This window comes from Brevundimonas diminuta (genome assembly GCF_039673845.1).
Classification (GTDB): domain Bacteria; phylum Pseudomonadota; class Alphaproteobacteria; order Caulobacterales; family Caulobacteraceae; genus Brevundimonas; species Brevundimonas diminuta_E.
Genome location: NZ_JBDJMK010000005.1, coordinates 261220 through 284719, shown reverse-complemented (window position 1 = coordinate 284719; position 23500 = coordinate 261220). Strand labels below are relative to the sequence as shown.

At 67.2% G+C, this 23500-nt stretch carries 25 protein-coding genes; 16 read left to right on the top strand and 9 right to left on the bottom strand.

Translation table 11 applies throughout. The features are described 5' to 3' along the window. Window positions 1-732 (bottom strand): outer membrane protein (locus ABE454_RS07635; protein ID WP_346530641.1); only part of this gene is annotated, 732 nt, incomplete at its 3' end. Window positions 733-974: 242 nt separating this feature from the next. On the opposite strand from ABE454_RS07635, the gene ABE454_RS07630 reads away from it, so the two are divergent. The 14 genes from ABE454_RS07630 (at window position 975) to ABE454_RS07565 (ending at window position 14668) form a co-directional block, all read left to right on the top strand. Further along, window positions 975-2297, top strand: a complete 1323-nt coding sequence (locus ABE454_RS07630) for a glycosyltransferase family 4 protein (protein WP_346530640.1) — start codon at window positions 975-977, stop codon at window positions 2295-2297. Between the two features lie 3 nt (window positions 2298-2300). Further along, window positions 2301-3221 carry a sulfate adenylyltransferase subunit CysD gene (gene cysD / locus ABE454_RS07625; RefSeq protein WP_346530639.1) on the top strand — a complete coding sequence of 307 codons (921 nt, stop codon included), beginning with the start codon at window positions 2301-2303 and terminating at the stop codon, window positions 3219-3221. Next, a complete protein-coding gene (gene cysC, locus ABE454_RS07620; protein WP_346530638.1) occupies window positions 3218-5038 on the top strand; it encodes an adenylyl-sulfate kinase in 1821 nt (606 codons plus the stop codon). The genes cysD and cysC overlap by 4 nt, the downstream gene beginning before the upstream one ends. A 46-nt stretch (window positions 5039-5084) precedes the next feature. Then, window positions 5085-5963, top strand: a complete 879-nt coding sequence (locus ABE454_RS07615; protein ID WP_346530637.1) for an ABC transporter permease — start codon at window positions 5085-5087, stop codon at window positions 5961-5963. Window positions 5964-5996: 33 nt separating this feature from the next. After that, window positions 5997-7160, top strand: coding sequence for a chain-length determining protein (locus ABE454_RS07610; protein WP_346530636.1), 1164 nt, complete (start codon window positions 5997-5999; stop codon window positions 7158-7160). Continuing rightward, window positions 7160-7837 (top strand): ABC transporter ATP-binding protein, encoded by a 678-nt coding sequence (locus tag ABE454_RS07605; RefSeq protein WP_346530635.1) that lies wholly within the window; start codon window positions 7160-7162, stop codon window positions 7835-7837. The genes ABE454_RS07610 and ABE454_RS07605 overlap by 1 nt, the downstream gene beginning before the upstream one ends. Next, entirely contained in the window at window positions 7834-8688 is an 855-nt protein-coding gene (locus tag ABE454_RS07600) for a hypothetical protein (protein ID WP_346530634.1), read from the top strand. The genes ABE454_RS07605 and ABE454_RS07600 overlap by 4 nt, the downstream gene beginning before the upstream one ends. A 79-nt stretch (window positions 8689-8767) precedes the next feature. After that, window positions 8768-9130 carry a copper homeostasis periplasmic binding protein CopC gene (gene copC, locus ABE454_RS07595; protein WP_346530633.1) on the top strand — a complete coding sequence of 121 codons (363 nt, stop codon included), beginning with the start codon at window positions 8768-8770 and terminating at the stop codon, window positions 9128-9130. Between the two features lies 1 nt (window position 9131). Beyond that, the gene (copD, locus tag ABE454_RS07590) at window positions 9132-10037 is read left to right on the top strand and encodes a copper homeostasis membrane protein CopD (protein WP_346530632.1); all 906 of its coding nucleotides are present in this window, start codon (window positions 9132-9134) and stop codon (window positions 10035-10037) included. Window positions 10038-10169: 132 nt separating this feature from the next. Then, the gene (locus ABE454_RS07585; protein WP_346530631.1) at window positions 10170-10451 is read left to right on the top strand and encodes a hypothetical protein; all 282 of its coding nucleotides are present in this window, start codon (window positions 10170-10172) and stop codon (window positions 10449-10451) included. Further along, window positions 10448-10888: a Spy/CpxP family protein refolding chaperone gene (locus tag ABE454_RS07580; RefSeq protein ID WP_346530630.1), complete on the top strand. Its 441-nt coding sequence runs from the start codon at window positions 10448-10450 to the stop codon at window positions 10886-10888. Before ABE454_RS07585 ends, ABE454_RS07580 begins: the two co-directional genes overlap by 4 nt. A gap of 9 nt (window positions 10889-10897) precedes the next feature. Beyond that, on the top strand, window positions 10898-11461 hold the full coding sequence (locus ABE454_RS07575; RefSeq protein WP_346530629.1) for an RNA polymerase sigma factor: 564 nt from the start codon (window positions 10898-10900) through the stop codon (window positions 11459-11461). Between the two features lie 139 nt (window positions 11462-11600). Further along, window positions 11601-13412 carry a copper resistance system multicopper oxidase gene (locus tag ABE454_RS07570; protein ID WP_346530628.1) on the top strand — a complete coding sequence of 604 codons (1812 nt, stop codon included), beginning with the start codon at window positions 11601-11603 and terminating at the stop codon, window positions 13410-13412. Continuing rightward, a complete protein-coding gene (locus tag ABE454_RS07565; protein WP_346530626.1) occupies window positions 13409-14668 on the top strand; it encodes a copper resistance protein B in 1260 nt (419 codons plus the stop codon). Before ABE454_RS07570 ends, ABE454_RS07565 begins: the two co-directional genes overlap by 4 nt. A gap of 15 nt (window positions 14669-14683) precedes the next feature. On the opposite strand, the gene ABE454_RS07560 is transcribed toward ABE454_RS07565, so the two are convergent. The 6 genes from ABE454_RS07560 to prmC form a co-directional block, all read right to left on the bottom strand. After that, entirely contained in the window at window positions 14684-15088 is a 405-nt protein-coding gene (locus ABE454_RS07560) for a hypothetical protein (RefSeq protein WP_346530625.1), read from the bottom strand. A gap of 71 nt (window positions 15089-15159) precedes the next feature. After that, on the bottom strand, window positions 15160-15912 hold the full coding sequence (locus ABE454_RS07555; protein WP_346530624.1) for a DUF4893 domain-containing protein: 753 nt from the start codon (window positions 15910-15912) through the stop codon (window positions 15160-15162). A 54-nt stretch (window positions 15913-15966) separates the two neighbouring features. Then, window positions 15967-16710 carry a DUF4893 domain-containing protein gene (locus tag ABE454_RS07550; protein ID WP_346530623.1) on the bottom strand — a complete coding sequence of 248 codons (744 nt, stop codon included), beginning with the start codon at window positions 16708-16710 and terminating at the stop codon, window positions 15967-15969. 101 nt (window positions 16711-16811) lie between these two features. Beyond that, window positions 16812-18191: a hybrid sensor histidine kinase/response regulator gene (locus ABE454_RS07545; RefSeq protein WP_346530622.1), complete on the bottom strand. Its 1380-nt coding sequence runs from the start codon at window positions 18189-18191 to the stop codon at window positions 16812-16814. A 79-nt stretch (window positions 18192-18270) separates the two neighbouring features. Further along, on the bottom strand, window positions 18271-19203 hold the full coding sequence (locus ABE454_RS07540; protein WP_346530620.1) for a DUF4167 domain-containing protein: 933 nt from the start codon (window positions 19201-19203) through the stop codon (window positions 18271-18273). Between the two features lie 290 nt (window positions 19204-19493). After that, a complete protein-coding gene (gene prmC, locus ABE454_RS07535) occupies window positions 19494-20402 on the bottom strand; it encodes a peptide chain release factor N(5)-glutamine methyltransferase (RefSeq protein ID WP_346530618.1) in 909 nt (302 codons plus the stop codon). Window positions 20403-20474: 72 nt separating this feature from the next. Between prmC and ABE454_RS07530 the strand changes: the two genes are divergently transcribed. Next, on the top strand, window positions 20475-21746 hold the full coding sequence (locus ABE454_RS07530) for a YihY/virulence factor BrkB family protein (RefSeq protein WP_346530617.1): 1272 nt from the start codon (window positions 20475-20477) through the stop codon (window positions 21744-21746). Window positions 21747-21758: 12 nt separating this feature from the next. Here ABE454_RS07530 and recR read toward each other — a convergent pair whose 3' ends face one another. Then, window positions 21759-22361 carry a recombination mediator RecR gene (gene recR, locus ABE454_RS07525; RefSeq protein ID WP_289648097.1) on the bottom strand — a complete coding sequence of 201 codons (603 nt, stop codon included), beginning with the start codon at window positions 22359-22361 and terminating at the stop codon, window positions 21759-21761. Next, window positions 22361-22690, bottom strand: coding sequence for a YbaB/EbfC family nucleoid-associated protein (locus ABE454_RS07520; protein WP_087138856.1), 330 nt, complete (start codon window positions 22688-22690; stop codon window positions 22361-22363). The genes recR and ABE454_RS07520 overlap by 1 nt, the downstream gene beginning before the upstream one ends. 175 nt (window positions 22691-22865) lie before the next feature. Here ABE454_RS07520 and ABE454_RS07515 point away from each other — a divergent pair, with 175 nt between their 5' ends. Next, window positions 22866-23480: a malonic semialdehyde reductase gene (locus tag ABE454_RS07515; RefSeq protein ID WP_346530615.1), complete on the top strand. Its 615-nt coding sequence runs from the start codon at window positions 22866-22868 to the stop codon at window positions 23478-23480. Window positions 23481-23500: the final 20 nt, after the last annotated feature.

Sequence of the window (23500 nt, the reverse complement as noted above, 5' to 3'; positions counted from 1 at the left end):
CACCGGCTCGGCGCCGAACGCATAGCGCAGGCCCAGCGTCACGGTGTGCGACTGGTCGTAGTCGCCCGACAGGTTGCCGAAGACCGGACCGGCCGACTGCGTCGTGTCGAAGTTCATGTCACCCGTCAGGTAACGGTAGGTCAGGTCGATGTTGGCGCGGTCGCCAACGGCCCAGGCCAGACCGGCGATCGCCTGAGCGGCGAAGCGGGTCGAGTTATCGTCAGCCGTGAAGGTGACGCCCGGGTTCTGACGCAGACGGCCCGTGGTGTCGGTCTTGACGCGGTTCACACCGGCGCCCAGGCCCACGAACGGACGGATGGTCCATTCCGGCGAACCAATGTCATAGATGACGTTGGCCATCAGGGTCGTCGACGTGATGTCGCCTTCCGGCGAGTGGCACGCGCCATTGGCCGGGGTCAGGTTGCACAGGCCGTTCGGACCCGAGACAGCGCGGACCTTGCCGATGTCGCCCGAGCGGTAACCGCCTTCGAGCTCAACACGCCAGTTCGGGTTGAAACGATAGCCCAGGCGAGCAAAAGCCGCCCAGCCGTCGTTCACTTCCCAGTTCCAGTGGTGACCGGTCGCCGAAGCTTCCGTGTTGATATCATCGATCATATGGTAGCCGGCGTCGATCGCGCCGTACCAGCCATCGGGCTCCGCCGAAGCAGCGCCAGCCGACAGGGCCAGGGCCGCCGCCGCGCTCGACGCCAGGATCAAACTCTTGACACGCATGAAATGCGGCCCTCCGAGGTCTGTTGACAAGTGGGCGACAGGAAAAGTCACCTGCGGCGTCCCTATCAGCGTTGCCATTTCCGGTCGAGCAGAAAGGCGCAAATGCCACAGCTAATTTGAGAATAGTGGCCAGAGGGATACAGGAATAAACAAAGCGTAAACTTTAACCCACGTCTGGCCCCTTGACCTGTCGCCCAGCCTGTCGTCCACATCCGCGCGACTGCGGCAGCATATCGGATACCATGGCTTCCATCTGCATTGACGGCTTCAACCTGGCCCTGGCCAAGGGCTCGGGCATCGCCACCTATGGCCGAAACCTGTTGCTGAACGCTCGTGAAATCGGCCTTGGAACCCAGGCGCTCTATGGGCCGCCGACACCACGGCGCGCCAGCAATGTCGTCAACGAAACGGCCCTGACCGACGCCGAGCGCCCGCCCGAAAAGCTGAACCGGAAAAAGAAGATGCAGCGCTTCCGCGACACCTATGTGTCGCGCTTCGGTCGCGAGGCTCACGCTATTCTGCCGTCTGGCGAAGTAATCTGGCCCAGCCGCGGCGGAGGACGCCCCGCCGTAGACCGCTTCTGGGCGGCGCAGAACCTGTTCCAGACAGCCAACCGCTGTTTCGCCGCCTATGGCAAAGAAACGCCGGTGCGGTTTGACGCCACAACCGAGGCCCCTTCTCCCGATGTAATGCACTGGACGGCGACCCTGCCTCTGTATGCCCAGGGCGTCCCGAACATCTACACCATCCATGACCTGATCCCGCTGCGTCTTCCGCACACGACGATGGACGACAAGGCCGTCTATATGAAGCTGTGCGAGGCCGTCGCCGCACGCGCCGACCATATCGCCGTGGTGTCCGAGACCACGCGTCAGGATGTCATCCGCCTGCTGGGCGTGTCCGAGGACCGCGTCACCAACACCTATCAGGCCGTCGACCTGCCGCCATCACTGACCGGACGCAGCCAGGCCGAGGTGGAACTGGAGCTGGAAGGCGTCTTCAACCTGGGCTGGAAGGGGTATTTCCTGCACTTCGGCGCGATCGAGCCGAAGAAGAACCTGGGCCGCATCGTCGAGGCCTATCTGGCGTCGGGCAGCAGGACGCCGCTGGTGATCATCGGCGGCCGCGCGTGGCTGGATGAAGGCGAGACCGCCCTGCTGAACCAGGTCAAGCGCGACGGCGGCCCCAGCGCCGACCGCATTCGACAGTACGAATATATGCCTTTCTCCATGCTGATCAGCCTGATCAGAGGCGCCAGGGCCACGCTGTTCCCGTCTCTTTATGAAGGCTTCGGCCTGCCAGTGCTGGAATCCATGGCGCTATCGACGGCGGTGCTGACCTCCACCGGGGGCTCCCTGCCGGAAGTGGCCGGGGATGCGGCCGTCGTCGTGGATCCCTATGATGTCCAAGCCATCACGCGCGGCATTCAAGCTCTGGACGCCGATGACGCCATGCGCGCCGACCTGGAAACGCGCGGTCTGGGCCAGGCCGGAAAATTCACCCCCGCCGCCTATCAGACGCGCCTGAGAGACCTGTACGCCAAGGTCGGCCTGGCGACGTCCTGAGCCATGACCGCCGCCCTGACGCCGCAACGCCTGAGCCATCTTGAGCGGCTGGAGGCGGAAAGCATCCACATCCTGCGCGAGGTGGCGGCCGAATGCGCCCGCCCGGTGCTGCTCTACTCCATCGGCAAGGACTCCGCCGCCCTGCTGCATCTGGCGCGTAAGGCCTTCGACCCGGCGCCGCCGCCCTTTCCCCTGCTGCACGTCGACACGACATGGAAATTCCGGGCCATGTACGCTCTGCGCGACCGCATGGCGGCCGAAAGCGGGGCGCGCCTGATCGTCTATCGCAACCCCGAGGCGGAAACCCTGGGGATCAATCCCTTTGAACATGGTTCCGCCGTCCACACGGACATGTGGAAGACGCAAGGGCTGAAGCAGGCGCTGGACCTGCACGGCTTCGATGCCGCCATCGGCGGGGCGCGACGTGACGAAGAGGCCAGCCGCGCCAAGGAGCGGATCTTCTCGTTCCGCGGCCCCGGCCACCGCTGGGATCCTCGTCGCCAGCGCCCCGAGTTGTGGAACCTCTACAACGCCCGCGTTTCGCCGGGTGAAAGCATGCGCGTCTTTCCCCTGTCGAACTGGACCGAGTTCGACATCTGGGACTACATCGCCGCCGAAAACATCCCCGTCGTGGATCTCTATTTCGCCGCCCCGCGCCCCGTGGTCCGGCGCGAAGGCGCGCTGATCGTGGTTGATGACGAGCGGATGCAACTGCTGCCGGGCGAGACGCCGGAAATCCGCACCGTGCGTTTCCGCACCCTGGGCTGCTACCCCCTGTCCGGCGCCATCGAGAGCCAGGCCTCCAGCCTGGAGGCGATCATCGCCGAGATGCGCGCCTCGCGCACCTCCGAGCGTCAGGGCCGGCTGATCGACCGCGACCAGGCCGGATCGATGGAACGCAAAAAGCAGGAGGGTTATTTTTGAGCGCCCCCTCCCCTCAGCGCGACCTGCTGCGCTTCATCACCTGCGGCTCGGTCGATGACGGCAAGTCGACCCTGATCGGCCGCCTGCTGCATGATCTGGGCGCCGTGCCCGAAGACCAGCTGGCAAGCATCCTGAACGCCGACGGCCAGCCCGACTTCTCGCGTCTGGTCGACGGCCTGCTGGCCGAGCGGGAACAGGGCATCACCATTGATGTCGCCTATCGCTACTTCTCGACGGAGACGCGCAGCTTCATCGTCGCCGACACGCCGGGGCATGAACAGTACACGCGCAATATGGCGACCGGAGCCTCGACCGCCGACGCGGCCGTCATCCTCGTGGATGCGCGCAAAGGGGTGCTGACCCAGACGCGGCGGCACGCCCACATCTTGGCCCTGATGGGGGTCCGACGCGTGATCCTGGCGGTGACCAAAATGGACCTGACGGACTGGTCCGCTGAAATCTTCGATCGGATCGCGACAGAGTTCGACGCCTACGCCGGCCAGATCGGCCTTGAGGCGCGCGCCATCCCCCTGTCGGGGGCGACCGGCGAGAATGTCGTCGCACGCAGCGACTGCGACTGGTTTGACGGTCCGACCCTGATAGAGGCGCTGGAGGCGCTGCCTGTCGCCACAACGGACCCGGATCAGGCTTTCCGCCTGCCAGTGCAGGGCGCCGTGCGCCCCGATCAGGACCTGCGCGCCTATACCGGTCTGATCTCCTCAGGAACCGTGCGCCCGGGCGACACCGTCCGGGCCGTACCGTCCGGCGTCGTCTCGCAGGTGGCCCGCATCCTGGCGCCTGCAGGCGACCGCGACGCCGCCATCGCCGGTCAATCGGTCATGCTGACCCTGACCGACGAGATCGACCTGTCACGCGGCGATATACTATGCGCCGCCGCCGATCCCCTCGAGGCCGCCGATCAGTTCGAAGCCACGGTGATCTGGATGGATGAGGCGGCCCTGCTGCCCGGCCGCCAGTACGACCTGAAGCTGGGCGCCCGCACGGTCGCGGCCTCCGTCACCGACATCCGACACAAGGTGAACGTCAACAGCCTGGAGGCGCTGGCCGCGCGGACGCTGGAGCTGAACGACATCGGCGTCTGCCACCTGTCGCTGGGCGCCGACATCGCCTTCGCCCCTTATGAAACAAACCGTCAGTTGGGCGGCTTCATACTGATCGACCGGATGACCCGGGCCACGGTCGGAGCAGGCATGATCCGCTTCGCTCTGCGCCGCGCGCACAACATCCATCGCCAGCCGGTCAGGGTCGACCGGGCGCGGCGCGCCGCGCTCAAGGACCAGGAGCCCGCCGTCCTGTGGTTCACCGGCCTGTCCGGCGCCGGCAAATCGACCATCGCCAATGCGGTCGAGGAACAACTGGCCGCCGAAGGACGCCATACTTATCTGATCGATGGCGACAACCTGCGCCATGGACTGAGCCGCGACCTGGGCTTTACCGACGCCGACCGGGTGGAGAACATCCGCCGCGCCGCAGAAGCCGCCCGGATGATGGCCGACGCCGGCCTGATCGTCCTTGTCTGCCTGATCTCTCCATTCCGCGCCGAGCGGGACATGGCGCGCGCGATGATGGGCGACATTCGCTTCCTGGAAGTCTTTATCGACGCGCCTCTGGCGGTCGCCGAGGCGCGTGACGCCAAGGGTCTTTACGCCAAGGCCCGACGCGGCGAGCTGACGAACTTCACAGGCATCGACAGCCCCTATGAGGCGCCTCTGCACGCTGATGCGCACATTCACACGGAAAAGTTGTCCATCGAGGACGCCGCCCGGTCGGTCCTGCAACGGTTGAGGCAGCCGTAAACGTCGAAGCAGCCTCAACTTTCCCGCAACGCGGGTGAGGAAACAGTTGCGCCGCGACGGGGGTGGGCTATGTTCGCCTCCTATCGGTCCAGAGGCGACCCTCAACGCCGACCCAAGCTCCTTGCAGCATCGCTGCGTCAACACTCGTTCGATGTTCGCAAAAGCCGCCCGCCACCTGAGAATCATCGGCGCATTGACGATGCGCGAAATGGTCACGCGGTTCGGTCGCGAAGGTCTGGGCTTCGCCTGGATGGTCGCCGAGCCTCTGTTTTTCTGTTTCGGCGTGATGATCCTGTGGAGCTTCACCAAGCCCGCCTATGAGCATGGCATCCGCCTCGCCCCGTTCGTGATGACGGGCTATATGTCGCTGATCCTGATCCGGCACCTGATCGCGATCCTGTCTTCAGCTCTGAGATCGAACATCGGGATCCTGTATCATCGCGACGTCAAGCCGATGCATATCTTCACCGCCCGGATACTCCTGGAGATCGGCGGCACGACGATCGCCTTCATCATCGTCTATCTGGTGCTGTTCGCCATCGGCGAAACCAACGCCCCCACCAACTATCTGAACCTGTACGGCGGCTGGCTGCTGCTGTGCTGGGTCGCCGTCGGTTTCGCCCTTGTGCTGACAGGACTGGCCATGCGGTTCGAGGTCTTCGAAAGACTGCTCAGTCTGATCAGCTATCTGATGATCCCGCTTTCAGGCGCATTCGCCATGGTGGCGTGGCTGCCGCCCAAGTATCAGGAAATCATCCTTCTCATCCCCTTCGTTCATGGGGTCGAGATGATACGTTCAGGCGTATTCAGCGAATTCACCCCAACGCATTTCGATCCCCCCTATGCCCTGCTATGTGGCGCCATGCTCAATCTGCTAGGCTTGGCGATGATCGCAGGCGCCCGTGACCGGCTTGCAGACGAATGACAGAGCCCACGTTTTCCAAGGCGAAACCTCTCCATGGCTGAACACAAGATCAGTTACGTCGGCCCTCTGAAAGCTATTGAAGGCCCGCGCAAGAAACCCATCGACATCTGGAAGCGGATACCGCTGGGTTTTCTGCTTGTCGTAGCGCTGCCGACCTTTATTGCGGCGGTCTACTTCCTGGTGATCGCCTCTCCTCGATATGTTTCCGAGGCGCGCTTTGTGGTGCGCTCGCCCAATGTGGGCCAGCCTTCCGCCGTCGGCCTGGCGCTTCAAGGGGTCGGATTTTCAACCGGCATGAACGACGCCTTCGCCGTGCATGAGTATATTTCGTCGCGCGACGGCCTGAAGGATTTGCAGCGGACGTTCGATCTCAACAAGGTCCTGGATCGCCCCGGCGCAGACTTCCTGTCCCGCTATCCCCGCATCGGGGAGTCGCGCAGCGAGGAAGGCCTGTACAAGGCGTTCCAACGCTTCATGGTTGTCGGCTATGACGCGGGGACCGGCATCAGCACGCTGCGTGTGGAAGCCTTCACCGCCAAAGAGGCCCAGGACGTCAACAAGGCCCTGCTGGCCAGCGGCGAAGCGCTGATCAACCGCCTGAACGAGCGCGCTGCAGGCAACGCCGTGCGCGACGCCAAGGCCGCCCTGGAACGCGCCCACACCGAAGTCGCCGAGTCGCAACAGGCGCTGACAGCCCTGCGCAACAATGCTCGCTTCATTGACCCGCGACTGGCCGCCGCCGAAAGCACGGGCGTCATCAACGGTCTGCTGGTGACCATCGCCCAGCTGCGGGCCGAACGCGCCCAGATCGCCGCCGAAGCCCCGTCCAGCCCGCAACTGCCCATACTGGACAATCGTATCGCCGCCTATCAGCGCCAGGTGGAAGAGGCCCGGGTCAAAATGGCGGGCGACGCCACCTCTCTGGCCGCCAAGATCGGTCCGTTCGAGGAACTGACGCTTCGCCGAGAGATCGCCGACAAACAATTGGCCCAGGCGACCGCAGCCCTGCTCTCTGCCGAGCAGGAAGCCCGACGCCAAAAGCTTTATCTGGAGCGCATCGTCGAGCCGAGTCTGGCGGACAAGCCGACCGAGCCGCGTCGTTGGCGCGCCATCCTCACCGTGTTGGCTTCCGCCCTGCTCTTCTACGGCGTTGGCTGGCTGATCTGGGCCGGCGTGCGTGAGCACAGGCAGGACTGATGACGCCCGACGCCGAAACGGATCCCGGCCTTCGCGTCCGCAACGTCTCGAAGACCTATCACGGCAAGAACAAGCCCCTCTTTACGGACTTGAGCTTCGACCTGGGCCGTTCGGGGCGCCTGGCCATTCTCGGCCGCAACGGTCAGGGCAAGTCGACCCTGATCAAGATGCTGGGCGGCGTCATGCCGGCCACCGAAGGATCGATTTCCTGGCGAATGAGTTCGTCCTGGCCCATCGGTTTCGGCGGCGGTTTTCAGGGCAGTCTGTCAGGTCTGGACAATGTTCGCTTCCTGGCCCGCCTTTATGAGAAGGACTACAAGGAGACGCTACGGCGCGTCGATGACTTCGCCGAACTGGGCAAGGCGCTGAGCGAACCGGTCAAACACTACTCCTCGGGCATGAGGGCGCGCCTGGCCTTCGGTCTGTCGCTGGCCATTGAGTTCGACTGCTATCTGATCGACGAATTGGTCGCCGTCGGCGACGCTCGTTTCCAGCGAAAGTGCCAGGAAGGCCTGTTCGAGAAACAGGCCCACCGCGCCTTCCTCATGGCGTCTCACAACGTCCAGCTGATCGCAGAGTACTGCGACCGCGCACTCATTATCGAAAGCGGGCGCGCCAAGATGTTTAACGACATCCAGGAAGCGGTCGAGGTCTATACCTGGCTGCGGGCCGCATGACCTCTATCCTCGAAAACCAAGACTGGATCGTCCTGCCCCAACTGTCCAACAGACAGGAATGGATCAGCGCCCTGAAAGCGGCTGCGACCAAGGCCGGTCGCGTACTGCTAGATGTGGACCAGGATCAGTCTGCAAGCGCCCCTCCCCATGCGCTGCTGCTGACCGCCTCTGCCGACAATGCGCGTAAACATCAGCCCGACGCCAACCGCATCGCTGCCATCCTGGACACGCCAAACATCGATACGCCTGACGGCGTAGAGCAGTCCGAGCGCCACAGAATTGTTCACGTCGCCACGCATGGCTTTGCGCAGATCACGCTTCTGCCGAAAGATCGCATATTCGAAGCAGGCTCAGCAGGCGGCCTCTCCATCCACCCCTTCCCTGACCTGGAAGTCTTGCGGCCGCCTCTGCCTTCTGCGGCGCAAGGCCCGTTGGCCACAGCTTTGCAGATCTACACGCAAGACAAGGCGATCTGGTCTGGCGAGGTTCTGTCCTGGCTCAAACCTCCGGTCCATGTCGCCGGTTCTACAAGCCTGGACCTGACAGGCCGCCCCCGCACCATCGTTCACGGCCCTTATTTCGAAATGCCGGCGGGACGCTGGAAGGCGACATTCACACTGTCCGTCGACCACTACTCGGCTCGCTATCTTTTCCGTATCGACTGGGGCGGACTGGAATCTTACAGCAGCCAGGAATTCCGCCCCCAGCGCCCCGGCATCTATGAAATCGACATGGTCTATGAATGGATGAGTCAGGGCGCCTGCGAATTCCGCCTTCTGGTGATGGAAGGCGTCTTCCACGGTGATATCAGCGTGTCCGACATCAAGGTTTCGCGGATCGAAAACGCATAACCTGCCGTGAACGAGGGCGCCGACAGTCCCTCGCGTAACGATCTCCAAGCGCTTTTTTGCCGCGGATCAGGAGATCACCATGGCTCTATCCATCCCCAAGTCCTTCCTCGCCGCTTCCGCCATCATTATGATGTCGGCGGCGCCGGCGGCGGCGCACGCGCGTCTGGTCAGCGCTACGCCTGCCGAAAAGTCGACGGTCGTCGCGCCGCGCGTCGTGACTCTGACCTTCAGCGACCGGGTCGCGCCTGCCTTTTCCGGTTTTGATGTCGTGAACGCAGCCAGTGCGAAGGCGGCGATCCGCACTCAGGTCAGTCAGGATGGCAGGACCATCACCGGCGTCCTGGCCCGGCCGCTGACTGCGGGCCGTTATGTCATCAACTGGCGCATCGCCTCGACCGACGGCCACCGCATGACCGGCAGCTACGACTTCTTCGTGCGCTGAGATGGTCGAGGTCTGGATCGTCGCCCTGCGCGGCGTGCAGTATGTCGCCGCCGCGATCCTGTTCGGCCTGCCAGCCTTCATGCTCTACAGCGCGCGGGCGGTCGGGCCGCTGAGCCTGCAGTGGCCCCGGCCGGTTCTGGTTGGAGCGGCGGCGGTGGTGATGCTGGCTGCGCCTGTCGCTCTGTTGGCTCAGGCGGTCATGATGGCGGGCTCGGTGAGCGGGGCGATCCGGCCCGAGGCGCTGGCCTTCATGATGACGGACATGGGGCTGGGCAGGGCGCTGGCGGTGCGGATGCTGGCGGCGGCGCTGGCGCTGGGCGTGGTGCTGCGGCTGCAACCGGGCGCACGGCTGTGGCGATGGCTGGCCCTGTGGGGCGCGGTCGTTTCGGCCAGCTTCGCCTGGACCGGCCACGGCGCCGCGACGCAAGGGGCGGGTCATCTGATCCATCTGGCCTCGGACATCGCCCATGCGCTGGCGGCCTCGATCTGGATCGGCGCCCTGACGGCCTTCATCGTCCTGATCGCGAGGCGCCCCTCGGCAAGCCCTGAGCATGAAGCGGCGCTTGCCCGCAGCCTGACCGGCTTCGCAGGGATCGGCGCCGCAACGGTCGGCGTTCTTGTCGTGTCAGGACTGATCAACAGCGTCTGGCTGGTCGGCCTGTCGAAAATCCCTGACCTGTGGGCCAGCCTCTATGGCGTGCTGCTGACGCTCAAGCTGGGGCTGTTCGGCCTGATGCTGGTGCTGGCAGCGGACAACCGCTTCCGTCTGGCGCCGCTGATAGAACGCGATGCACGGCGCGCTCTGCCGCTTCTAAAGCGCAGTCTGTGGTGCGAGTTCGCACTGGGCGTGGCCATTCTGGTTCTGGTCGCCGTCATGGGCGTGCAGCCGCCGCCGAACGCGCTCTAGGAGAGGCAGGTCGTTCCACCGGCTTGCCTGCGTTGTCGGGCCGATTGAGACTGCGGTTGTCGAAACCTACCTTCCCGCAAGGGGAAACCTGTCGGCCCGCGTATAGATCGGCAGAGCCGCGAAAGGTGTGAAATGACCGACGACATCGAACGCATGCTGGCGACGCCCTTTCCTGACGCCGAAGCCGCGCCTCTGGCCGGTCTGGAAGAACAGGTCTGGCGCCGGATCGACGCGCGGATGGAACAGCGCCGCGCCCGTCAGGTGCGGCTGGCCGTCATGGCGGTCGCCCTGTTGGTCGGCGTGACTAACGGCGGCCTGTGGGGGCAGGCGTTCAAGCCGGAGCGATCCGATATCCAGGTCTTCAGCGTGTCCGCCGGCCTGTCGCCCATGACGCGTTTCGAGGTCGGCGGATGAGCGCCGGCTGGAAGTCCATCGCCCTGACTGTCGTGCTGGCGGCCTTGGCCAGCGGCGGCGGCGCCTGGCTGGCGGCGGGCTGGGTGATGAAGCAGCATGAGACGCCCAGCGTCCACGACATCGTGCATCGCAGGTTGAAGCTGACGGCGGAGCAGGACGCCCGGCTGGACGTGATCGAGGCCCGCTTCGCCGTGCGGCGCGAGGCGCTGGAGGCCGAGCTGCGCGGCGCCAACCGCGAACTGGCCGCCGCCATCGCCGCCAGTCAGGGCGACAGCCCCGAGGTTCGCGCCGCCGTCGATCACTTCCACGACGCCATGGGCGCACTGCAGAAGGCGACCATCGCCCATGTGTTCGAGATGCGGGCCGTGCTGACGCCGGATCAGGCGCGCGTCTTCGACCGCGAAATTGCGGGCGCCCTGATGCAAGAGCCGCGGTAAAGGCCGCGGGTGACGGCCGGAGGCGACACTGACGAAGCGCGCGCGGCGCGCGGCGACCGGGCGGCCTTCGGCGCCCTGATGGCGGCCACCGGCGCCGACCTGCATCGTTTCATCCGCCGTTACGTCGGCGATACGGATGAAGCGCGCGATCTGTTGCAGGAGACCTATGTCGCGGCATGGCTGGCCATTCGTCGCTATGACCCGGCGCGGCCGTTCGACGTGTGGCTGCGCGCCATCGCCCTCAACAAATGCCGGGACTGGGGTCGCAAGCGCGCCGTGCGGCGCATCGTGCGCGGCGTCATGGGGCTGGATGCGCCCGAAGCCATGGCCGTGGGCGATGAAGCGCCCGGGGCGGAGGTCCTGCTGGACGATCGCCGCCGCATGGCCGCGCTGGGCCGTGCGCTGGCCGACCTGCCTGACACGCTGAAGGCGCCGCTGCTGCTGGCGACGCTGGAGGGCCGTTCCCACGCCGAGATCGCCCTGCTTCTGGGCGTCACGCCCAAGGCGGTCGAGACCCGTATCGCGCGCGCCCGCCAGACGCTGGACCAGAAACTGGGCCGCACGCGGACATAGAGGCCGACGCCATCCTGAACCTGCGGCGCCCTGACGCAGACCGGTTTTGCGAGGGACAGCGGCTGCGCCTGCGTATTCCGCCCAGAGCTTCTTTTACCCCGCGCCCGTGGCGAGCGCGGCCTGCCCGAGACTGGACGTCATGGCGACAATATCACTGGACCGGCGAGCCCTGTTGCGAGGCGCGGCTCTGGGTGGCGGCATTCTGGGTCTTCAGGGCCTGCTGCCTGCCTGGGCGCAGACCGGATCGCCGGGCCTGCGCGCCGATCTGCCGACCCTGACCGGCCCGAATATCGACCTGAGCGTCGGCGACGCCCGCTTCACCGTCGGCGGCCGCAGCGGCCACGCCTTCATGGTCAACGGCGTGCTGCCTGCGCCCCTGCTGCGGATGCGCGAGGGCCAGAATGTGCGCTTGTCGGTGACCAACCATCTGGAGGAAGACACCTCCATCCACTGGCACGGCCTGCTGCTGCCGTTCCAGATGGACGGCGTGCCGGGCATCAGCTTCCCCGGCATCAAGCCGCACGAAACCTTCGTCTATGAGTTCCCGATCAAGCAGTCGGGCACCTATTGGTATCACAGCCATTCGGGGCTTCAGGAGGCTATGGGCCACTACGGCCCCATCGTCATCGATCCAGCGGGCGCCGACCCGGTCGCCTATGACCGCGAGCATGTTCTGGTCCTGTCGGACTGGAGCTTCCTGCATCCGCACGAAATCCTCGACAAGCTGAAGAAGAGCCCCGGCTACTTCAACATGCAGAAGACGACCGTGGCCGGCCTGCTGGACGGCTCGGACCGCATGAGCCTGTCCGAGCGCCGGATGTGGGGCGCCATGCGGATGGACCCGCGCGACATCCTGGACGTCAACGGCACGACCTACACCTATCTGGTCAACGGCCACGGCCCGGAAGAGAACTGGACCGGCCTGTTCCGGCCGGGCGAGCGGGTGCGCCTGCGCATCATCAACGCCTCGGCCATGTCGATCTTCAACGTCCGCATCCCCGGCCTGCCCATGACCGTGGTTCAGGCTGACGGCGAACATGTCCAGCCGGTCGAGGTCGACGAGTTCCAGATCTCGGTCGCCGAGACCTATGACGTCATCGTCCACCCGTTTGAGGACCGCGCCTACACCATCGTGTCAGAAGCCATCGACCGCTCCGGCATGGGCCGCGCCACCCTGGCCCCCCGTCTGGGCATGAAGGCCGAGGTTCCGCCGCTTCGCCAGGTTCCCAACCTGACCATGAAGGACATGGGCATGGGCGGGGGCATGGGCGGCATGGATCACGGCAGCATGGACCACAGCGCGCACGGCGCCGCCAGCGTCGACCATGCGGCCATGGGCCATGGCGCAACGACAACCGCCGCAGCGCCGATGGATCACAGCGGCATGAGCCACAATATGCGCGATCCGAACAACGCCCCGGCCGATATGGCCGTCGGCGTCGGCGTGGACATGATCTCGCCCAGCCCCTCCAACCGTCTGGCCGACCGGCCGCAGGGGCTGGAAGACGTCGACCACCGCGTGCTGGTCTATGCCGACCTGCGCGCCCTGACGCCGAACAGGGACACCCGCGCGCCCTCCCGCACCATGGAGATCCACCTGACCGGCAATATGGAGCGGTTCATGTGGGGCTTCGACGGCCGCAAATTCTCGGAGGTGGTCGAACCGATCCGTTTCGAGCTGAACGAGCGGGTGCGCGTGACCCTGGTCAACGACACCATGATGGCCCACCCCATCCACCTGCACGGCCACTTCTTCGAACTGGTCAACGGCCACGACGGCCACCAGCCGCTGAAGCACACCGTCAACGTCGCCCCCGGCGGCAAGGTCACCTTCGATCTGACCGCCGACGCGCCCGGCGACTGGGCCTTCCACTGCCACCTTCTGATGCACATGCACGCGGGCATGTTCAACGTCGTCACCGTTCGCCCGCTGGATGGAGCCGCCTCGTGAAGTCCCTGATCCTCAGCCTGTCCGCCGCACCGCTGATGCTGGCCGCAGGCGGCCCCGCCCTGGCCCAGAGTCATGCCGGTCACACGGGACACGCTCCTGCCGCGTCAGCTCAGGCGACGCCTGCGGCCGCCAAGCCCGCGCACGACTGCCTTATGATGCGCGACGGCAAGACTTGCCCCATGCATAGGGCCCTCCCCTCCGGCGCTCAGACGGACCCGCACGCTGGTCATCACATGGCCCCCGCTCAGGCGACCCCGGCTGAGCCGCACGCTGACCACGACATGAGGGGCCATGCCGGACACGGCGCTCCTGCGGCGGATCCCCATGCGGGTCACGCCATGGCTCCGGCGCAGGCGGCGCTGGCCGACCCGCACGCCGGTCACGACATGAGCAGCCATATTGGGCACGGTGCAACTCCGGCCGACCCGCACGCAGGCCATGACATGAGCGCGGCGCGCGGCGGACCGAACATCCCGACCAGCGTGGACGCCATCGGCGGTCGCATGGTCGAGGCCCCGTCCCCCGCCGCCGCGCACGCTGCCCCGGCGCACGCCGCCGATCTGCTGTTCGGCCCGACCGTCATGGCGGCGGCGCGCAAACAGCTGCTGGCCGAGAACGGCGACATCCGCTCGACCGCCGTGCTGATCGACTCGATCGAGGCCGGTTTCGGCGACGGCCCCAACAGCTACAGCTGGAGCGCCCAGGGCTGGACCGGCGGCGACATCCACCGCTTCTGGTGGAAAACCGAGGGCGAAGGCGAGATCAACGGCAAGCTGCACGAGGTCGAGGTTCAGGCCCTCTACAGCCGCGCCATCGCGCCCTTTTGGGACGTTCAGGCCGGGGTGCGCCAGGACTTCCGTCCCGATGGCGAAGACACAACTCATCTGACGGTGGGCGTTCAGGGCGTGGCGCCCTACTGGTTCGAAATGGGCGCCGCCGCCTTCCTGTCGACCGAAGGCGACCTGACGGCCCGCATTGAGGCCGAATACGACCTGCGCATCACCAACCGCTGGATCCTGCAGCCTGCAGTCGAAATCGCCCTGTCGGCCAGCGATATCCCGGAACGGGAGCTCGGCTCAGGCCTGACCTCCATCACGACCGGACTGCGCCTGCGCTATGAAATCCGCAAGGAATTCGCCCCCTACCTCGGCGTCGAATGGACCCGTTCGCTGGGCGACACCGCCGACTACGCCAAAGCGCGCGGACAGGCCCCGGAAGACACCCGCTTCGTCGTCGGCGTCAAAGCGTGGTTCTGACGCAACCTGCCGTCATCAACGCGTGGGCGGCCGCTGACCGGCTTCCAAAATCGGCATTCCGGCTTCGGTGGGGATGTAGATGGTCTGGCGGCCGTCCTTGCCGGCCGTTTCCTGCAGCATGTTGATGTAGGACCAGCGCAGATAGGCTTCGGGGCCGCCCAGGGCCTCGGCCATGATGCGGTTGGCCTCGTTGGCGCCCTTGGCGCGCTCGATCTCGGCGGCGGCGGTCAGCTTGGCCGAGTCAAGCGCGGCCTGGGCCTCCAGCACGCGGATGCGGCGGTTCTGCACCGCCTCCTCATAGGCGGCCCGGCCCGCCATCTGCTTGGAATAGACGTTGTAGGTCGGAAAGCCGATCAGCACGGCCGCCAGAACGACGGCGATGGCGACGATGGATCCGAGGGTGAGGCCGACGCCGCGCATGGGCAGTCTCCGGAAACGGACGAGAACGGCGTACAGGGTGACGGGCGCCACCCTGCCCGGTCAAGCCGCGATCAGCGTGTCAGCTCCAGAATCTCCAGCTTCGATTCCTGCTTGGGGAAGGGAATGACCAGCCGCCAGCGTTGGGGGCCGATGCGCTCAAACACGCCCAGCTGGTCGCGCTCGGTGCGGGCGCCATAGACCGGGAAGCCGCTCTCGTCGCCCCAGGCCTGGGCGCCGACATAGACCAGACGCCGGTCGCTGTCGGGGTAGAGCAGGCCGCGGGTGCGCTGGCTGCCGGTGGTCTTCTGCAGGATCAGATCGCCGCCGGGCGTCAGTTCGACGCGGCAGCGGAAGGCCGGATAGGCGGAATAGGCCAGCCCGCCCGCGCCCTGATCGCGGGCGCCCAGCCTGATGCTGCGGCACCGATAGTCGCCGGGCGGCGGCTGAAGGCGGCCGACCTGTCCGGCGGCGGGGTCCGCCAGGGTGCCGAGCGATTGGACTTCATCGGCGAATCCGCTCGCCTCGGCCTCGGCGCGGGCCTGGGTCCAGGCCTGATCGAGGCGATCCAGAAGGCGGACGTCGGCGGGCGTGGCGACCGCCCGCCAGTCGTCGCCGCCGCCCTGAAGGGGCGCGTCAGACGAAGGCGCGGACGACGCTTCAGGGCCGGGCGCGGCGTTATCCGGCACCGGTGCGGACGGCGCAGTCGACGCGGGCGGAGCCTCGGCGGAGGCGGGCGCCTCGGGCGCGGCGGCGCGGTCGCATCCGGACAGGGCGGCGGCGCCCGCGATCACGGCGGCGCAGAAGAAGACAGAGCCTTGAGGCAAGACAGGGCGTAGGGGCGTGTTCATCCTGACCTAACGGTCAGGCGCCGTCAGGGTTCAGCGCGCCGTCGCCGGAACCAGCTCCAGCAGGTCGAGATTGGATTCCGTCGTCGGCCAGGGCGTGACCAGACGCCAGCGCCGGTCGCCGATCCGCTCCAGCACGCCGACCATGTCGCGCTCGGGCCGCTGACCATAGCTGCGCGCCGACGGCTCGGACGCCAGGGCCATCGAGCCGAGGAAGACCATCTCGCGGTCGTTTTCAGGGAAGAGCAGGCCCGCCGGGCGCTGCGAGCCGGTCTGCTTGACCAGCTTCAGCCCGCCCGCTGTCTGTTCAATGCGGCAGGCGAACCAGCCGTAGACCACATAGCCCAGACCGCCTTCATCGCCCTGAGATCCCAGTTTGATGGTGCGGCAGCGATAGGCGCCGGGCGCAGGCGACACGCCGGGGCGGGCCGCGTCCGGATCGATCAGGGCGCCCAGCCCCGCCAGATCGCCCGAGCCCTGCTGGCGTCGGGCCTGTTCCAACGCCAGGGTCCAGGCGGCGGCGCGCCGTTGATAGCGGTCGCGGTCGGCGGCGGTGATGACGCCGCGCCAGTCGTCCAGCACGGCGCCGACCGGCGCGTCAGGGGCGGCCGGAACCGCCATCGGCGGCGGGGGCGGCGGCGGAGGGGGCGGCGGCGTCGTGGCGCAGGCGGCCAGAGAGGCCGACGCCAAGGCCAGGCCGACAAGGGCGGCGGACTTGGCCTTGAGGAAACAGGGCTGGAAGGCGGGCCGGAAGGATCGGTTCGGCATACGCGGCATATCGGTCTTCTCACGCGACGGGGGTCGACGGCCCCGTTTCCCCTAGGAAGCCGCCATCAGACCGCGCGTCAACCCCGCGTGTCGCTACGATGACCGCCGCGTCAGGCGCGGGCCGCCAATTCCTGCGTCTGCATCGCCGCCGAAGCCACGGGAGCCGCCCGAAGGGCGAGCAGGCGCGACAGCCCCGCCGCCAGATCGGACAGCCGCACCGGCTTGGTCAGATATTCAGCGAACCCCGCCGTGCGGGCGTCGGCCAGTTCGCCCGGCTCGATCACCGCGGACAGGGCCATGACGGGCAGGTCCCGCGCGGCGCCGGCGGCCTGAAGCATGGTCCTGACCTCAAGGCCGCGCCCGCCCTGCAGGTCGAGGTCGAGGATGACGGCGTCCGGCTGAAGGTCGCGCGCCATGTCCACGCCCTGCTGTCCGCCGGCGGCGACATGCACGCTGACCAGACCCAGACTGTGCAGCAGATGACGCATCAGCGCCACGGCTGCGGGATCGTCCGCAATATACAGCAGGACCGCATCGGGCAGGCGCGGCAGAGGCAGGGCTGCGCCAGGCGCCGGTGGCGCCGCCGTCCGCACCGGCGCGGGCAGGCGCAGGGTGAAGACGGCGCCTTCGCCCTCGCGGCTTTCGACCGAAAGATCGCCCTCCATGGCGGCCGCCAGGCGTCGCGCGGCGGCCAGACCGACGCCTGCGCCGTCGGCGGGCGACACGGCGCGGTCACGGCGGGCGAAGGGGTCGAACAGGGTCTGCATCCGCTCGGCGGACAGGCCCGGCCCCATGTCGCGCACGGTAATCCAGACCTCATGCTCGACCCGGCGGCCCTCAATCCGGACGGCGTCGCCGTGACGGCTGTGCCGCACAGCATTGTCGATCAGGGCCGCCAGCACCTGATCCAGCGCATGGGCGTCGGCATGGACGGTCAGGCCCGGCTGGTGCGGCGACGGACACAGGGCCACCCCCGCCGTCGCAGCCTGATCGGCGCGCGACTGGCAGATGCGGCGGGCGATCAGCAGAGGGTCCAGCCGCTCACGCGTCAGGGCGGCGGGGCCGGACGCCCCGGCGAAGGTCGTCATCCCCTCGATCAGGGTCTGCAGACGCGCGGCGCCCTGTCCGATCTGTTCAGCGGCCTGCGCCTGACGATGGCTGAGCGGCTCATGGACCGCATTGATCCGCAGCAGGTCGGCGAAACCCATGACCGTTTCCAGCGGGCCGCGCATCTCGCGGCTGACGGCGCTGAGCAGGGCGGCGTGGGTGCGCCGTCCGGCCGCCTCGACCGCCTGACTGCGCAGCAGGCGGGCCTCAAGATCGGCGAGCGCCCCTTCCAGATCGGCGATGCGGCGCCGGGCGGCCTGTGTCTGGCCGTCATGCAGCCGCTGCATCGCGCGGATGCGGCCGTGGACCCCGATCGTCAGCCTGAGGCCTGCGATCCCGGTCGCCAGCCCCAGGGCGATCGCCAGTAGAACGAATTGCATCATGCGTCCTCCCGTTGATCCGAGAGTGACGCATGAAAGGTTGTATTAAAGTGAACAAACCCGCGAGGGTTGTGTTCGGCGCTTATTCGTCGTCGGCCGCAGCCTCAACCTTGCGACGCGGACGGCGCGTGCGCGGCGTGGCGGGCTCTTCGTCCGATGCGGTCTCTTCGATCGCGGTCGGGCGGGTCAGGAAGCCCGGCAGGGCCGCCGCTTCATCATCGCCAGACTTGTCGACGGCGGCGGCGCGGGGACGACGCGGCGCGCGCGGCGCCTTGACGACTGGGGCGTCGGCCTCAACCGGCTCTGCGGCTTCGACCGTCTCGTGCGGACGGTCCTCGACCGGGGCGGAAGCGGCGTCGGCGGGGTGATCCGCGACAGAGCCGTCGTCGTGAGAGGGCGCATCCTCGTCGGACGGGCCGTCCGTCTCGCCGTTTTCAAAGCGGCGGTTGCGCTCCTCGCGGCGGCGCTCCCAGCGCTCGCGGCGGGATTCGCGGCGGCCGCCCTCGCGACCTTCGCCGTCGCCGTTTTCGCGCGGCTCACGGGGTTCACGGGGTTCACGGGGTTCACGCGGCTCGCGCGGTTCACGGTCGCGGTTGGCTTCGCGCTCGGCGCGTTCGGCCTGACGGCGGGCCTCATCCTCGACGCGGCGCTCTTCGGCCTGCTGGGCGGCGATGATGGCGGCGGCCTGTGCGCCCGACTCGTCTTCAAAGTCGATGTCGAAGCCCTGACCGGCCAGTTCGCGCTGGGCGATCTCGCTGACCGGGCGCTGCGGCTGCAGCGCGCGCAGGACGCGGAAATAATGCTCGGCGTGCTGGGTGTAGTTCTCGGCCAGAACGCGGTCGCCGGCGGCCGCGGCGTCGCGCGCCAGCTGCATATAGCGTTCATAGACGGTCTGGGCGTTGCCCCGGACCTTGATGTTCTCGGGCCCTTGCGAGTCCCACGAACGGTTCGGATTGGTCGCGTTGGCGTTATTGCCGCCGCCGGGCTTACGGTTGCGTCCGCGTTGACGCTTCATGCCCTTGAAATCTCTCATCGGAGCTTACCGTGCTGGTGCGGGCCGCCGTCGAAGAAGACGGGCGGGACCCTGTTCGTCGTTCCGTTCGGTCGGGGCCTATCCCCGGTGCGAGCTGTTCGGAAAAACCGTGTGTCCCCCGTGGTCCGCCGCGTCCGTCTGAGGGGCGCGACCGTCACTGAACCCAAACGCGCTTAAGCGAGCAAACCGGCCCGAAAAGGATGCGTTTGGATGGGAACAACACGGACTTAGCGCGCGCAGAGATGCTTTCCAAGGGTTTTTATCGTCGCGCCCTACTGAACCGGGCCTTCGGCTTCAGGGATGGGGCCGACGCGCGGGTCCGGGCCGTTGGTGACGACGCGGTCGCGGTCCGCCAGATCCTTGACCACCTTGACGTCGGCGAAGCCCGCCGCCTCGAACAGGGCCTTGACCGCCGCGCCCTGATCCCAGCCGATCTCGACGGCGAAGACGCCTTCAGGGCGCAGGATGCGGGCGATCTCGGGCGCCAGGTCGCGATAGGGCTGAAGGCCGTCCGGGCCGCCGTCCAGCGCCAGATGCGGATCATGCTCGCGCACCTCGGGGTCCAAGGCGGCGATGTCCGCCGTCGGGATATAGGGCGGGTTGGACACCACCAGATCGAAGCTGTCGTCGGCGAAGCCCGCCGCCCAGTCGGTGCGCATGAAGGTGCAGCGGTTGTTCAGGTCCAGATTGGCCGCGTTCTCGCGCGCCACGGCGATGGCCTCGGTCGAGATGTCGGTGCCGACGCCGCGCGCGCCGCGCCGCTCGGCCAGCGCCGCCAGCAGGATGGCGCCCGACCCCGTGCCCAGATCCGCCATCTCGAAGGTCGAATGCGCCGGGAAGGCGCGCACGATGACGTCCACCACCGTCTCGGTGTCCGGGCGCGGGCTCAGCACGTCAGGGGTGACGTTCAGCATGATCTTCCAGAAGCCCTTGCGGCCCAGGATGCGCGACACCGGCTCGCGGCGCAGGCGGCGATCGACCATGGCGTCCAGCGCCCGGGCCTGCTCGGTGTTGAGCGCGCGATAGGGATCGGTCAGGATGTCGACGCGCCCCGCGCCGGTCGCCGCCTCCAGCAGCAGGCGGGCGTCGATGGAGGGGCTGTCGATCCCGGCGGCCTTCAGGCGCGCCTGGGCGCCTTTCCAGGCGGTCAGCAGGGTCGGTTGGGTGTTCTGATCAGACATTCCCGGTGATTGGGGTCTGTAAAGCATGATTTCAAGACGGAACGGCCCATCAGCGGAGCCGTTGAGGGGCGAATGGGGATATTGACGCCAAAACAGCGCCGGACCGGCGAACGCCGCCGCACCCGTCGCAAGACGCCTTCGTCCGCCGCGCCGCACGGCGCGCGGCGCGGCGTGTTCAGCTATCTGGCCGCCGCCGCGGGCGGACTGGCGACCGGCGCCACCGCCGCGCACCTGCTCTATACGCAAGGGCACAGGTTCGGCCTCGACCTGCGCCGCAAGGTTCCCGCCCCGGCCGACCCGACGCCCGAGGACTATGACGCCCGCGATCCCGACCGGGGCCGTCTGGCCCGCCGTCCGCTGGAGATTCCGCACAAGGGCTGGGTCGACATCCTGTGGCGCACCGTCATGGGCTATTTCAGCGACCGGGTCGGCTTCGTCGCCGGCGGGGTGACGTTTTTCCTTCTGCTGGCCCTGTTCCCGACGCTCGGCGCCTTCGTCACCATCTATGGCCTGTTCGCCGATCCGGCCGACGCCTGGGGTCAGCTGAGCTTCCTCTATGAGGTGCTGCCGTCGAACGTGGCCCAGTTCCTGGGAACCGAGATGACGCGGCTGGCGGGCAACTCCACCGGCCAGTTGACCTTCACCCTGGTGTGGACCCTGCTGCTGTCGCTGTGGGCGGCCAATGGGGGGATCAAGACGCTCTTTTACGGTCTGAACCTCGCCTATCATGAGGTCGAGCGGCGCAATATCGTCATCTACAACCTGCTCTGCATGGGCTTCACCATCTCCGCGATGGCGGCGGTTCTGCTCAGTTCGGCGCTGGTGGTCGGCGTGCCTGTGGTGCTGGCCGTGTTCGGCCTGCAGGACGAATGGTCGCATCTGGCGCCGCTGCGCTGGCCGCTGCTGTTCTTCGGCTATGTCGGGGCGCTGGCCCTGATCTACCGGCTGGGGCCGAGCCGTGCGCGGGCACGCTGGCGCTGGCTGACGCCGGGGGCCGTGTTCGCGGCCACCGTCAGCCTGCTGGTGTCCTTCCTGTTCAGCTGGTTCCTGACCACCTTCGTGCGCACAGATTCCTATGGGCCGCTGGCGGCGGCCATGGGCTTCCTGCTGTGGACGTGGATGTCGCTGCAGGTGATCCTGATGGGCGCGCGGCTGAACGCCGAGATCGAGCATCAGACCGCGCTGGACACCACCATCGGCGCGCCCCTGCCGATCGGCGAGCGCGGCGCCGTCATGGCCGATTCGGTCGGCGCCCGGCGCGGCAATCCCGCCGCCCTGGCCGTGACCATGAAATACGCCGGAGCGCTGGGCGAACGGGTTATGGGCCGCGGTTCGGGCCGTTAGAAGCCCGGCCGCTCAGGCCGGACGGCGCGCCCGCAAGGCCTGAATGATGGTGCCGTCGTCCAGCCAGTCCAGTTCGCCGCCGACGGGCACGCCGCGCGCCAGCGACGTGACCTGCACCCCCGCCGCCGACAGGCGCTCGGCCAGATAGTGGGCGGTGGTCTGACCGTCGACAGTGGCGGGCAGGGCCAGAACGACCTCTCGCGCCTCGCCGCCTTTCGCGCGGCCGATCAGTTCGGCGATGCGAAGTTGTTCGGGGCCGACGCCGTCCAGCGCCGACAGCAGTCCGCCCAGCACATGATACTTGCCGCGAAAGGCGCCGGAGCGCTCCATGGCCCACAAGGCGCCCGCCTCCTCGACCACGCAGATCAGGGTGTTGTCGCGCGCCTGATCCGAACAGACCGAGCAGGGATCGCGCGTGTCGGGCGAACCGCAGACCGAGCAGTTGACGACCTTGTCCGCCGTCTCGGCCAGAGAAGCCGCCAGCGGGACCAGCAACTGCTCGCGCCGCTTCAACAGGGCCAGCGCGGCGCGCCGGGCCGAGCGCGGGCCCATGCCCGGCAGCTTGGCCAGCAGGCTGATGAGCCGTTCGATTTCCGGCCCGGCGGAAGCGGCCATCAGAAGAGTTTCGGCATTCCGGGGATGTTCATCCCGGCCATCGGCCCGGCCGCGTCGCGCATCAGGGCGTTGTTGATCTCATCCAGCTTGCGCTTGGCGTCGGCGTGGGCCGCGACGATCAGGTCGGCCAGGATCTCGCCCTCGCCGGGGGCCATCAGGCTGTCGTCGATCTTCACCGAGGTGATCTCGCCGGGGCCTTTCAGGGCGATGGAGACAAGACCGCCGCCCGAGGTGCCCTCGGCGGTGGATTCGGCCATTTTCGCCTGGGCGTCCTGCAGCTTCTGCTGCATCGCCTGGGCCTGTTGCATCAGGGCGTTGAGGTCTTTCATATCCCCTAGATAGGGCCAAGCGACGTCCGGCTCCAGACCCCGACGCAGAAAGCCTGCTCCACAGGGCGCCGCAACATTCGCCACAATTCTTGTAGCAGATCCCCTTGACGCCCCCCCCCTCACAAAACTAATTAGACACACTTGAAGTTACCAATCAGTTTCTGGAGAAGCCCTGATGGCTTTCGACACCCTTCCTTCCCGTGACACGCCGGTCTCCGATCCGGTGCTGGCCCAGCTGTTCACCGAGGCGCGCACGCGCAACGGCTGGAGCGACCGGCCCGTGTCCGAGGACCTGATCCGCAAGCTGTATGACCTGACCAAATTCGGCCCGACGGCGGTCAATATGACCCCGGCGCGATTCGTCTTCCTGACCTCGCCGGAAGCCAAGGCGCGTCTGGCCCCGCACATGTCCGAAGGCAATCGCGCCAAGACCCTGGCCGCGCCTGTCAACCTGATCATTGGTCAGGACATCGACTTCCACGATACCCTGCCCCGTCTGTTCCCGCACGCGCCGCAGATCCGCGACGCCTTCATGGACCCGGCCGGCCGCCGCGAAGCCGCCTTCCGCAACGCCTCGCTACAGGGCGGCTATCTGATCATCGCCGCGCGGGCGCTGGGCCTCGACGTAGGGCCGATGTCGGGCTTTGATGCCGCTGGCGTGAAGGCCGAGTTCTTCCCTGACAGCAATGTCGAGCCGAACTTCATCATGAACCTGGGCTACGGCACGGACGAGAACCTGTTCCCCCGCTCGCCCCGCCTCGACTTCGAGGACGCCGCGCAGATTCTGTAATCCAGAAGGTCGTCGTCTCG